Raw genomic sequence first — 12438 nt, forward strand, 5'->3', positions numbered from 1 at the left:
CCAGAAGCATTCGATACCGAGGTTGAAATGAGCAACGAAACAACAACACCTTTGTCGATCGACGTCTGGATAAGCGCCATGGGGCGCGTGGCCGAAACATTCGGTAAGCCAGCAGATCCGCTCTATCTTCGCCAGCAAATGCGCTGGTTTGAACATCAGCCGCTGCGCCGTCAGCTCGACCGTCTGAGCGGACTGATGGGGTTACAGGTGGGCATGGTCAGCTGGAATCAGGTGCGCTGGCGGCAGGAAGTGTTACCTGCCGTGATAACCCTGGAACAGGGCGGCATTGCGGTGCTCGAGCAGTTACACGATGACGGCAAAGTAGATTACTGGCTGAGTGACGGCGGTGACCTGCTGCGCTCGGCGGAACTGGTTACGCTGCTGGAACAAAGCGCCGGGCCGGTATTTCTGGTGGGTGTGGCGGCGCGCGGGCGTGATGAGCGTATCGACCAGTTTGTTCAGCCGCATAAAAAACACTGGTTCTGGGAAAACTTTCGCGGCAGCGGGCGGAAAATCGCGGAAATTTCGCTGGCATCTATTCTCGGCAACGTGCTGGCGCTGGCAGGGATTTTATTCTCAATGCAGGTTTATGACCGCGTTATTCCGGCACAATCTTTCCCGACTTTATGGGTGCTGTTCTTCGGCGTGGTGCTGGCGGCAGGTATGGAATATGTCATCCGCCTGATGCGCACGCTGGTGTCCGATTTAATGGGAAAGAAAATCGACCTCAAAGTTTCTTCGCTGTTTTTCGTGCGGGCGATGAACATCAAAAATGACGATCGGCCAAAATCCACCGGTTCGTTTATCTCTCAGTTACGCGAGATCGACCAGGTGCGCGAACTGCTGACGTCAACGACCGTCAGTGCCGCCGCTGATATGCCGTTCGTGCTGCTGTTCCTCGGCATCATGTTCTTCATCGGCGGTCCGCTGGTGATCATCCCGCTGCTGGCGATCCCGCTGATCGTTATTCCCGGCATTCTGATCCAATGGCCGATGGCGAAACTGGCGAAAGAAGGGATGCGTGAAAGTGCGCTGCGCAACGCAGTGCTGGTGGAAACTATCGAAGGCATCGAAGACATCAAAGCCTTGCAGGCTGAAGCGTATTTCCAGCGCCAGTGGGAACAGACGCATGAAGTCAGCGCAGCGGTCGGCATGAAACAGCGTCTGTGGGGCGCACGCCTGACCGGCTGGGCATCCACCGTCCAGCAGCTGACCTATGGCGGGATGCTGGTGTTCGGGGTGTATCTGGTGCTGAACGGTGATATCACCACCGGTACGCTGGTCGCCGCCAGCATGTTGTCCTCACGCACCATTGCGCCGCTGATGCAGCTGACGATGGTGTTTTCCCGCTGGCAGCATGCCAAAAGTGCCATGCACGGGCTGGATGAATTGCTGAAAAAACCGATCGACCGGCCAGCGGATGCGGAACTGTCGCATTGTCCGTCGCTCAGCGGTCATTTCAACGTGCGTAATCTGCAATACACCTACGACAAAGAAAATGCGCCGAATGTGCTCGGCATCGGCCAGCTGGAAATCAAACCTGGTGAACGTGTGGCGATCCTCGGCAAAGTTGGCGCGGGGAAATCCACGCTGCTGAAATTGCTCTCCGGTCAGGCCAGCCCGTCGCAAGGCAAAATTCTGATCGACGGCGTGGACATGACCAAAGTCGAACCGGCCGATATCCGCCGTCAGCTGGGGTATTTGTCGCAGGATTCACGGCTGTTCTTCGGCACGCTGCGCCAGAACCTGATGCTCGGTTATCCCCATGCCTCCGATCAGGAAATGCTACAGGCGCTGCGCATCAGCGGCGCGCTGAGTATGGTGCAGGCCGATGCTTCGAGTCTGGATAAAATCATAAACGAGGGCGGGCGCGGATTGTCTGGCGGGCAGCGTCAGATGGTGATGCTGAGTCGCATGATCCTGCGTAATCCGCAGGTGGTGCTGATGGATGAACCGACGGCATCGATGGATGAACAGCTTGAAGAATATGTGATCCGCCAGCTTCATGCCTGGCTGGTCGGACGCACCCTGATTGTTGTCACGCACCGCCCGGCACTGCTCAAGCTGGTTGACCGGATTGTGGTGATGGACAACGGACGGGTGGTAGCTGACGGACCGCGGGATCAGATCCTCGCGAAAGCGGCCAGCAATACGCCCGCTCCGGCTGCGGCCGTGGTGGCGGACAACAAACAAGGCGCAGCCTGAGCTGCTGAGGACATCGCATGGCACATCTTACTTTGCATGATGAACTGGAAGCAGAAGGTCGCAAAGTGTCGTGGATCATCTGGGTATCGCTGGCTTGCCTGCTGATTTTCTTCGTCTGGGCGCGGTTTGCCCTGCTCGATGAAGTCACTGTCGGCACCGGCAAGGTCACGCCATCGAGTAAAGCGCAGCAAATCGACTCGCTCGACGGCGGCGTTATTTTAAAACTGATGGTGCAGGAAGGCTCGGTAGTCAATCGCGGCCAGTTGCTGGCGCAGCTCGACCCGACGCGCTCGCAGTCGAACTTCGGTGAAGCCGCTTCCCGCGTGCGGACACTGCGCGCCTCATCTGAACGTCTGAGTGCTGAACTGACCGGTGCGCCGCTGAAATTCAGCCCGGAGACCATGAAATCGCCAGAGCTGGTGGCGCGTGAACGCCAGCTGTATTTATCGCGTAAACAGAACCGCGACGAAACCGTCAGTAACCTGCAGCAGTCGCTCAAACTGGTGAATGATGAAATCAACATGACCCAGCCTCTGGTGGCGAAAGGCGCGGCGGGGCAGGTGGAAGTGATCCGCCTTAAACGTCAGGCCAGCGAACTGCGCGGCAAAATCGACGATGCAACGAACCAGTACGCAGTGCGCGCCCGTGAGGAGCAGGTGAAGAACAACGCCGATCTGGACGCCGAATTGCAGGTGATGGCAGGGAAAGAGGATCAGGTGACGCGTTCCGAACTTTATTCGCCGGTTCACGGTATCGTGAAAGACATTCAGGTTTCCACCGTCGGCGGCGTGTTGCAGCCAGGCGGTAAGCTGATGGAAATCGTGCCGATTGAAGATCAACTGCTGATAGAAACCCGCATCAACCCGCGTGATATCGCTTATATCCGTCCGGGCTTACCGGCGACGGTAAAAATCTCGGCGTACGATTCGTCCATTTACGGTGACCTCGAAGGCAAAGTCGAAGGCGTCTCGCCGGATACCTTGCAGGATGAAGTGAAACGCGATCAGTATTATTACCGTGTCTACGTGCGCACCGACAAAGCCTTCCTGACCAACAAAGCCGGCCGCCAGTTCCCGATTGTGCCGGGGATGGTGGCGAACGTAGACATCAAAACCGGCCAAAAAAGTGTGCTGGATTATTTGATAAAACCGCTGAATAAGGTGAAGGAATCATTGAGGGAGAGGTAAGCGGGAGGCCGCTGCTTGTGCGGCTTCAACTTCAACTTCAACTTCAACTTCAACTTCAAGGTCGTGGGCGTCGGCCGGGGTTTTGATTTTGCTCCTCCCCCTGCGAAGGGGGAGGTTGGGAGGGGGTTTTACAAGCGAAAAGAAAGTTGAGGTGAGCACTTCAACTTTTTGATTTTGCATTAATACCCCACCCCAACCCTCCCCTTCGCAGGGGAGGGAGCTGTCCTCTGCTGCTTCCACCCTCAGTCTATAAACACACTCGTCGGCACATTAAACCGCAATGCCAGCGGGCGATAGCGCGCAGTTAAAAAACGCAGGATTCCAAGGGGTTTCGCTTAAAACTCTTAGGGCCCGTGTGGGCGGCGAGCCCAGGATATCACCCGCTATTGCAGCGGCTCCTGCAAACCTTCAGTCAATAAATAAACTCGTCGGTACATTAAACCGCACCGCCAGCGCCCGGATATGTTCGACAGTCAGCGAACGCTTACCGCTCAGGATCTGACTGACCAGCGATTTTCCGCCGATTTCCTCTCTTAGATCACTCTGCTTTAATCCGTAATCTTTCATCAACTGGCGAAGTGCTTCCACGCCGCGCGGGAGATTTTCCAACGCCTGATTAAAGGGGACGAAATCGGTATGCTGGCGCTCATAGCTTTCAATCTTTGCACTCAGAAACTCGATTAGCGGGTTTTCGTCATCATGCTCAATCAGATAATCAATCAGCTCAAGCGCACTTTTATAATCGGCTGTGCTGGTACTTCCTCCCAGAAGAGGAACCGCTTTAACCAGCGCTTTACTGGCTTCGATAGCTTCAGCAATCATTGTGTGTAAGTCCTGTAATGTTTGTTCAACTGGTCGTAAAGCGCATGAGTGACGATATGTTTTACATACACCCGCTTGTTGACGAAATTGATATAAGCAATGAGGCGAAGATTATTGCCGCCGACGTTCATAACCCACCATTTTGGCCGGTAGCGGAAATTGTTAAGGCTGGAAAAGACGGATTTCAGGGAATCTGGCGTCGGAAAGTCGCCTTCTTTGAGCCCGCGATAGGTTGTCAGCAAGGCGGTTTTATCATTGGGATACTGCCGCATCGCCCGGTCAAATGCTTCTTTGGCGATAACATGCATAGCACTCCTGAGTTCACATCCTGTGAACAATATAAAGGTTAATGTTGTGGTTTACAAGCTGTAAACCACAATAACCTTTTGCAGGAGGGGACGGGCTTTACTTGTTGTCAGATTGCGGCACTTCTTCCAGAGAAGTTTCCGGGTCAGCATGATGAACGGTGTGGTAAATGGCTACCGGATCTTCCACCTCCGCTTTCCGCTTGTCCTGCCACAAATTCATCCGCGCCCGCAGCGAGCCGCTGAGGTCTTCATGCACCTGCTTCGCGGCTTCGGATTCAGGATTGAGTTCGAGAACGAATTCCATGAATTTATCGGCGGTATAACGGTTTTTCTTCACGCCGGTACCGGTCAGCCACGCCATGCCCAGCGTATAAGCGGCTTCGGCGCGATTGGGATGTTGCGCGTTATGCAGAATTTCCGGCAGCCAGACTTCGGCAGCCTGACGCTTTTCGGCGTCTGAACCGTTATCCAGCGCGCAACTCGCACGGAAATAGGCGGCGGATAAATGTCCGGCGTCCATCGCCCGCTGATACCAGTGCATGGCTTGTTCATAATCGGGTTCGCCACCGAGCCCTTCACGCAGCGCATTGGCGCAGGTGAACATAGCGGGCACCATGCCTGAACGGGCGGCACTCAGCACGCAGTCCATCGCATTACTGTCGTTGTGATACTGCTCAGGAACATCCTGATGCCAGCCGTTGCGGTAGAAAAAGTACAACTCGTAGCAGTGGATCGCGCTGCCGTGGCGGGCCATTTCGGTCATCAGAAAATGTGCGGCGTCCAGATCGTCATTGATCGCCATGTCGTGCGCCAGTGTCACCAGATCGTTTACCGGTTGTTCATCGCCCGCTTGCTGAATAAGCGACCACGCATGTTCCATCAGGCCCTGACATAATTCAGGGCGCGCCGGTAATCCGTACAGGCCTGACTGCAAGGCCGTTGCGGCAAACGCCACCAGTACCGGATCATTTGCCTGACTCAGACCCCGGGTCAGCAGCTGGGTCAGTACCGGCAAACCTTCCTGATGGCCATTGGCCAGCACGGCACGGGAGATAAACATCCGCGCGGCGTGACCGGGTATCGCCTGGGGTGAAACAGCAAATAAATCGTTATAGACAGCCAGACCCGCCTGATCGTCGTCCTGCCAGTAGGCAATGCAGATCCCGGCCAGATCCAGCAGACGGACTCGCGTTTCCGGCGCCAGCGGTTGAGCCAGTAATGCAGCTAAGCGCGACTGGAGTTCCAGCGCCTGAGGCGATTCTCTGTCGGCGATATCACCGGAAAGCGCATCGCACAGCGCGTTGGCGCGGAACTGATTACGTTCTTCTTCACTAAATTCTGCGCACAGCGGACTGTCGATGATTTGCATCTGTTGCGCGTCACTGCCCCCCCAGAAAGCGGAATGGAATAAAAGGTAAGATTCCATGGTGCCAACGTCGGCGTGGCGGACTGACATCGCCATGCGCAGCCAGTAATCCAGCGCTTCTTCATCATTTTTACGGGTTTGTTGCAACGCCGCGGGAAGTATCTGCGGCCAGTGTGTTGCGGGCTCGAATCCCAGTGCGTGAATGTGTGCGACACCCGCCAGCCAGATTTCACTGCCCTGAATCGAAAACTTTTCATGCAAAGGTTTGGGGATTTCACCGGCAAATAACGCTTTCAGCCAGTAAGGCTCCCCGAAACCACCACTCAGATTCATCATGTGGCGCAGGGCATGCGTCGGGCGCGGGTGCAGTTCAATAGCACGTAAAAATGACAGTACCGCGTAATCACAGCATAACTGTGCCCCCAGCCACTGGTGATCGGCGACGTCTTCACCTTCCTGCGGCTGGCGGATAATCCAGGCATTTTCATGCCAGACCATACCCAGCAAAGCGTGGGCATGATAGCTCTGCGGGCATTGCTGCGCCCAGTCACTGAGGATCTCCAGCGGGTTGAGCGGGGGGGATTCCGTGCCGGTAAACAGTGTAGCCGGATGCATCAGCAGCCCGTAATCGCTGTGACCTTCGCCCTGATTCTGCCAGCCACGCATCTGTGACAACAGCCACTCGTCGAGTTTAAGAAAACGGCGGGTCGCCAGAAGCATTCTGGCTTTGGAAATGTTGTCGTGCTGGTCCTGATGTGGCATGAGGTTCCCTGAGCTATTGAGTAAAAACGGTGTTTGCGCAGCACCCGAAGTCTACCTTTCTCCCCCTGCGCGATCAGCGGGATTGGTCTGACTTTGGCTATAGTAACGGATCCGAACCGTTACTGACCAACAAAGCCTCTGCATAATAAAGATTAATAATCCCCCTGAAATCCCTTATTAATCGAGGAGATTAGATATCATCTATTAAGAAAATCAGAATCATCAAAGATGGAGAAAGTTTGAGGTAATTATGGAGAAATACATTTCAGCAGGAAAATATAATGAGTGATGAATATCACAGGCGGTCATCATCTCTTAACAAAACAAAAAAAAACCGACCACTAAGGGTCGGCTGTTGTTTCCACAAAACGGGGAATGAGGGTAATAAATAACAAATAATGATGATAGCGAAAGCATTATATATTAAAGGTGAATGGATGCTTTATCACTTAGTGCGGTAACTATTTTTAATAAAATATTGATATTTATGGTTAATTTATTGATTTAGCTTTGCGTGCTTTATTTTAACATTTAAATTGAGGTTTAATTTTATCCAATATTAATAAAATGTTACACCTTTAAATGCTTCGGAAATATATAAACTAATTTCGTATCATTTTCTTTCTGGATTAAAAGTATTTATATCAAGAGAATGGATTTGCCATGTCGGGCCAACTTTTATACAGATACCAACAAGCGTTAAGCAGATTCAAATCAGTAAAAACGTGTACTTTACATTCAGTGGCACGGTCCGACACCTATCGAGGACAGAAAAATGAAACTCCGTGTTCTTTCACTCATGATCCCTGCATTAGTGGTCGCAGGATCAGCAAGCGCGGCAGAAGTTTATAATAAAGATGGTAATAAACTCGACCTGTACGGTTTAGTTGATGGTTTGCACTACTTTTCTAACGACAAGGGTTCTGATGGCGATCAGAGCTACATCCGTCTTGGTTTCAAAGGCGAAACTCAGATCACCGACCAGCTGACCGGTTACGGCCAGTGGGAATATCAGGTTCAGGCTAACCAGGCTGAAAGCTCAGATGACGGCGACCGCGCCTTTACCCGTTACGGTTTCGCAGGTTTGAAATTCGGCGATATGGGTTCCTTTGACTACGGTCGTAACAACGGCGTTATGTATGACGTGGCCGCCTGGACCGACTTGCAGCCAGAGTTCGATGGGTCAACCTACGGCGCTGACCAGTTCCTTTATCAGCGTACCAACGGTGTTGCAACGTATCGTAACGACAACTTCTTCGGGCTGGTGGATGGCCTGCACTTCGCTCTGCAATATCAGGGTAAAAATGACAGCGGCGGCGGTGAGCCAGGTACACGTGATGTGCTGACTCAGAACGGCGACGGTTACGGTATGTCCCTGAGCTACGACATTGGCGCGGGCGTCAGCGTGGCAGGTGCGTTCTTCAACTCTGACCGTACTGATGAGCAAAATAGTGCACCGGGCATCATGGGCGACGGTAAAAAAGCGGAAGGCTACACCGGTGGCCTGAAATATGACGCTAACAACGTTTACCTTGCTGCCATGTTTACTCAGGCTTATAACGCTTCACGCTTCGGTTCTACCGATTCAGAAGCTTACGGTTATGCTAACCAGTCACAGGCATTTGAAGCTTACGCAAGCTATCAGTTCGATTTCGGTCTGCGTCCGTTCGTGGCCTATAACCAAACTCGCGGTAAAGATTTAGGTTCCGACCGTCTGGGCAACAACTACCAGGATCAGGATCTGGTGAAATTTGTCGACCTGGGTGCGACTTACTACTTCAATAAAAACATGTCGGCCTATGTTGACTACAAAATCAACCTGATCGACAGCAGCACCTTCACCGATAACGCCGGTATCAACACCGATGACGTTACCGCTGTAGGTCTGGTGTATCAGTTCTAAGCGTGCCTTTCTCAGACACAGAATAGCGTTTAGATTTGAGTCAAAAGAACAAGCAGTAAAAAGAACGCGGTCTCTGATGGCCGCGTTTTTTATGGCAAAAAGCAGGAGATCTGACCGCCTCAGGCTGATTTCTGGTGGATCAGATGCAGCGGGGGAGAAACATCGAGTTCGATTTCAGGATTCTGGCGGAATTCATGCGGCGTGATATTGAAACGCTTGCGGAACATGTAGGTAAAGTGTGACTGCGAGCCGAAACCGAAATCCATCGCGATGTCGAAAATCGGGGTATCACTGCTGCTCAGTTGATAGACAGCACTCGCCAGACGACGTTCCCTGATGTACTTCCCCAGAGAAATGCCTGTCGATTCTTTGAACAATTTTTGCATGTGCCAGAGCGAATAGCCTGAATACTCAGCCAGTTCTTCAAGGTGGATCACACGACCAAGATGGCCTTCAATCCATTTGCTGAGTGCGCAGACGATAGCGATATGAATATCTTGAGCCATAACCAGTCTGTTTTAAGGTTGAATATCGCTATTATACACGACTTCGCCGTGATGGCGTTGCAGGTGTTGCTCTGAGGTGTATGACAACCGAAGTGACCAAAATGGCCCGCGGGAAAGGAGTGCGCAGACACCCTGACGGGCCATGATTTAGCGTAACAGGATCCAGTGAATCAAGCGGGCGATACCGTCGTCCACCAGAACGATCCCGACGAGGATAAGAACAATGATGATGTAAAAGTTCTTACCGGTTGGCAAAGTGGTTCCTCCCTTCATCCCCTTGCAGGGCATAAAATTGGGTTACCACGGGCCGCTGCCCCGCATATTCAATGCAATAACAGCCAGACAAACCGCAACAAATATCAGAAAAACGATAAGAAGCCGTTTCATTCTTTTTACAGAGCTTGCGCTCTTCCTCCAGCGTGGATCGTTAGCCAACGATTAATTCTTGCGAACGTTAACCGCTTCTTACGCTGAGATCCAGCCTGTCAGGAATTTAAAACGATTTTTATAGGTTTCGTTTAACCATCGGTTGCCGGGCGTCGCACCAGATCGGTTTTCTGACCGCCATTAATGACCGTGGTTGGCGGTGTTTCGGGTACCAGCGCATCCGGAGCAATGTTCATATGGTTGAGAATTTCGCCCATGATTTGCCCGAAGATTGGCCCTGCTACCGAACCACCAAAGTGTTTACCAGCTTGCGGATTGTTAACCATCACCACCAGCGCCACGCGCGGGTTGCTGGCGGGTGCTACACCGGCGGTATAGTTGATGTAACCGCCATCGTATTTACCGCTGGACCCCATTTTTTCCGCTGTACCGGTTTTAATCGCCAGACGATATCCCGGCACCGCCGCACTGAGGCCGGACCCTCCCGGCAGGGCGTCACTTTCCATCATATGAATGACCGTTCTGACCACGTCAGCCGACATTACGCGGGTGCCTAACACTGGCGGTGTAACCTTGGTAATCGACAGCGGGCGGTAAATGCCTTCCGCGCCAATCGTGGCGTATTCACGGGCAATTTGCAGTGGCGTGACGCGCAGGCCATAACCGAATGAGAAAGTTGCGCGTTCGATATCTGCCCAGCGGTCACGGTGCGCAGGGAAATAACCGCTGCTCTCGCCACCGATACCTAAATCAGTGGGTTTACCCAAACCGAATGACTGGTAAAGCTGAACCAGCACGTTCGCAGGCATCGCCAGCGCGATGTGCGATACCGCAATGTCACTCGATTTTTGCAAAATACCGGTGATGGTCAGTGCCGGCCAGTGGCCAACGTCGCGGATCAGGTGCCCGTTAACGGTGTAGGGATGAGTATCGAGAACGGAATCAGGGCGGATCATATGGCGGTTAAGACCCGCCATTACCACCAGCGGTTTCACCGTCGAGCCCGGTTCGAAGCTGTCGCTGATCGCCACATTTCGCATGTTTTTTGGCTGCACGCCGGCGTAATTGTTCGGGTTATAGGAAGGGTAGGACGCCATCCCTAAAATTTCACCGGTGTTCACATCCACCAGAACTGCTGCGCCGGACTCTGCCTGGTTGAGCGTCACGCCATCGCGCAGCCGCGAATACAATACGTACTGCATAAAACTGTCGATGCTGAGATTAATGGTCGGCGGCTGTTGTGGCGCGACTTCTTTGAGAATACCGATGACATTGCCGTGGCGATCCTGACGGTATTCGCGCATGCCAGGTTTACCCTGAAGCAGGGCGTTAAAGCCTTTTTCCACGCCTGTCAGGCCTTCGTTATCTGTCCCGACGACGCCGACCAGATTTGCTGCGGCCTCACTCATCGGATAATAACGGCTGTCATCAAGCTGAGTGCTGATGCCACCCAGATGCAGCTGGCTGATATCGGCAGCAATGCCTTCTTCTATTTTGCGGCCAAGATAGACAAAACGGCGCTGCGGATCGCTGGTGATGGTTTGCTGTAACTGGGAAAGCGGCATATTCAGCGCAGAGGCCAGATATTGCCATTTCGGACTGTTCAGATCGCTGTGCAATTCAAGCACGCGGAACGGGTCAGCGATAATGTCTTTGGAGGCGACGCTCAGTGCCAGCGGATGTCCGTTGCGGTCAACAATGGTCCCGCGTCCGGCAGGGATGACGCTGGAGCGCAGTGAGCGGGAATCGGCTTCTTTTTCCAGCATCGGCTGATTAAGAAGCTGCAGATAACCTACGCGGCCAAGGAGGAGCGCCAGACAAAAGACGATACCGAGACAAATCAGCGCAAAGCGCTTGGTGTAAAAATGCGGTTGGGCGCTGGATTTTTTTGAGCTCGGTGGCATGGCAGTTTCGCAAAGTCATTGACGCGTTTGAAGCGAAAAGCGATGGCGCCGGAGAACCCTTTCACCGCATCAAATGATGCCGTTAGTTGTCCGATAAAATACAGCTCATCGCTCTGAAAGATAATGAATTTCGTGTACATGCACATCTTATATTAAGCCATAGCGATGGATTGTTTATTTCAATTGCTCTTTGTAAGCAAGTGCAACGGCGAAACCTTTTTTTTTACTCGACGGACAGCCATTCGTCCGCTTCTTCAAACATTTCTTCCAGCATTTGGTTTAATTGCGAACGTTCCTGCTTGCTGGCCCCTTGCGTATTCAGCCCGTTGGCCTGCATCGGTTTTACCTTAACTTCCGCATCCGGAAACATCCGGTGTACGCGTTTTACCAGTTCCGCTTCAATTTTTTCACTGGCGTTAGGGATGCCGGCGACATTCCGTTTGTCAAAAATCAGTTCAACCCGCATGGTTTTCCTCATTATTTATAAATTTATTAACTGGCTAAATATACAGTATTCGCGTGGGGCGCTCTAGTGATTTTTCGCCTGAACGTGGAGATGCAGCACAGATTTGTGAGCGTAAATTCATGTAATTCATGATTCATACATCTTGTGAATGTTTGGACGGCCGTTAGAATGGCGGCCAGTCTGTGAGGGAAATGTGGATAAACAACGGCGTTCAGCTCTGATATTTTTTTGCCTGGCCTGTCTGGTCATACTGACGTGTATGACACAGCGTATTGCCGGGCTGAATGCGTTGTCCGCGATCCTGCATCAGGAAACGACGACGGCTCAGGCGTCATCCACGATTTCCGAAATCGACAAAATCCCGGCTCCCTGTGAGCTCAGCAGTAAATCGCTGCTTTCTGTTCCTCCTCTCCTTTTAGAATTTGCGTTTCTGGCGCTGATCCTGCTGCTGGCATTTTTGTCGCGCGGCAATATGGCGGCGATCCGCCTGCTTGTGCCGGAAGCCGTCCCTGTGCCGCGCCTGCGGGTGCATTTGCGGCTCTGTGTATTTCGGGAATAAAAACTCCGGGAATAAAAACACCCCTGTTATTCATCAGGATGTGACATTTTATTTTTGGAGAAA

11 protein-coding genes are annotated in these 12438 nt (G+C 52.5%); 4 read left to right on the forward strand and 7 right to left on the reverse strand.

Annotation, left to right across the window (positions count from 1 at the left end):
- Positions 1-27: 27 nt before the first annotated feature.
- Both ACJY2G_RS07875 and ACJY2G_RS07880 read left to right on the forward strand, forming a co-directional pair.
- Entirely contained in the window at positions 28-2205 is a 2178-nt protein-coding gene (locus ACJY2G_RS07875; protein WP_430319260.1) for a type I secretion system permease/ATPase, read from the forward strand.
- Positions 2206-2222: 17 nt separating this feature from the next.
- Complete coding sequence (locus ACJY2G_RS07880; protein WP_112289491.1) at positions 2223-3392, forward strand: HlyD family efflux transporter periplasmic adaptor subunit; 1170 nt, start codon at positions 2223-2225, stop codon at positions 3390-3392.
- Here ACJY2G_RS07880 and ACJY2G_RS07885 read toward each other — a convergent pair.
- The 4 genes from ACJY2G_RS07885 to ACJY2G_RS07900 all read right to left on the reverse strand — a co-directional run bounded on the left by ACJY2G_RS07885 (position 3375) and on the right by ACJY2G_RS07900 (position 6650).
- The gene (locus ACJY2G_RS07885; RefSeq protein ID WP_439291608.1) at positions 3375-3572 is read right to left on the reverse strand and encodes a hypothetical protein; all 198 of its coding nucleotides are present in this window, start codon (positions 3570-3572) and stop codon (positions 3375-3377) included. The genes ACJY2G_RS07880 and ACJY2G_RS07885 overlap by 18 nt on opposite strands.
- Positions 3573-3800: 228 nt before the next feature.
- Positions 3801-4214, reverse strand: a complete 414-nt coding sequence (locus ACJY2G_RS07890; protein WP_113877451.1) for a helix-turn-helix domain-containing protein — start codon at positions 4212-4214, stop codon at positions 3801-3803.
- Complete coding sequence (locus ACJY2G_RS07895) at positions 4211-4522, reverse strand: type II toxin-antitoxin system HigB family toxin (RefSeq protein ID WP_430319258.1); 312 nt, start codon at positions 4520-4522, stop codon at positions 4211-4213. The genes ACJY2G_RS07890 and ACJY2G_RS07895 overlap by 4 nt, the downstream gene beginning before the upstream one ends.
- Before the next feature lie 97 nt (positions 4523-4619).
- Positions 4620-6650 carry a DUF4034 domain-containing protein gene (locus tag ACJY2G_RS07900; protein ID WP_430319257.1) on the reverse strand — a complete coding sequence of 677 codons (2031 nt, stop codon included), beginning with the start codon at positions 6648-6650 and terminating at the stop codon, positions 4620-4622.
- Between the two features lie 775 nt (positions 6651-7425).
- Between ACJY2G_RS07900 and ompC the strand changes: the two genes are divergently transcribed.
- Positions 7426-8553, forward strand: a complete 1128-nt coding sequence (gene ompC / locus ACJY2G_RS07905) for a porin OmpC (protein ID WP_120162045.1) — start codon at positions 7426-7428, stop codon at positions 8551-8553.
- Between the two features lie 119 nt (positions 8554-8672).
- Here the strand turns inward: ompC and ACJY2G_RS07910 are convergent, their stop codons facing one another.
- The 3 genes from ACJY2G_RS07910 to ACJY2G_RS07920 all read right to left on the reverse strand — a co-directional run bounded on the left by ACJY2G_RS07910 (position 8673) and on the right by ACJY2G_RS07920 (position 11816).
- Positions 8673-9059 carry a helix-turn-helix domain-containing protein gene (locus ACJY2G_RS07910; protein ID WP_112289967.1) on the reverse strand — a complete coding sequence of 129 codons (387 nt, stop codon included), beginning with the start codon at positions 9057-9059 and terminating at the stop codon, positions 8673-8675.
- Positions 9060-9577: 518 nt separating this feature from the next.
- Positions 9578-11350: a penicillin-binding transpeptidase domain-containing protein gene (locus ACJY2G_RS07915; RefSeq protein ID WP_120162044.1), complete on the reverse strand. Its 1773-nt coding sequence runs from the start codon at positions 11348-11350 to the stop codon at positions 9578-9580.
- Between the two features lie 223 nt (positions 11351-11573).
- The gene (locus ACJY2G_RS07920; protein WP_120162043.1) at positions 11574-11816 is read right to left on the reverse strand and encodes a DinI family protein; all 243 of its coding nucleotides are present in this window, start codon (positions 11814-11816) and stop codon (positions 11574-11576) included.
- A 259-nt stretch (positions 11817-12075) separates the two neighbouring features.
- Here ACJY2G_RS07920 and ACJY2G_RS07925 point away from each other — a divergent pair, with 259 nt between their 5' ends.
- Positions 12076-12375 carry a copper resistance protein gene (locus tag ACJY2G_RS07925; RefSeq protein WP_244220225.1) on the forward strand — a complete coding sequence of 100 codons (300 nt, stop codon included), beginning with the start codon at positions 12076-12078 and terminating at the stop codon, positions 12373-12375.
- The last annotated feature ends 63 nt before the right edge of the window (positions 12376-12438 follow it).

Origin of the sequence: Rahnella sp. ATs2, from assembly GCF_051851855.1 — a bacterium.
Lineage (GTDB): Bacteria > Pseudomonadota > Gammaproteobacteria > Enterobacterales > Enterobacteriaceae > Rahnella > Rahnella variigena.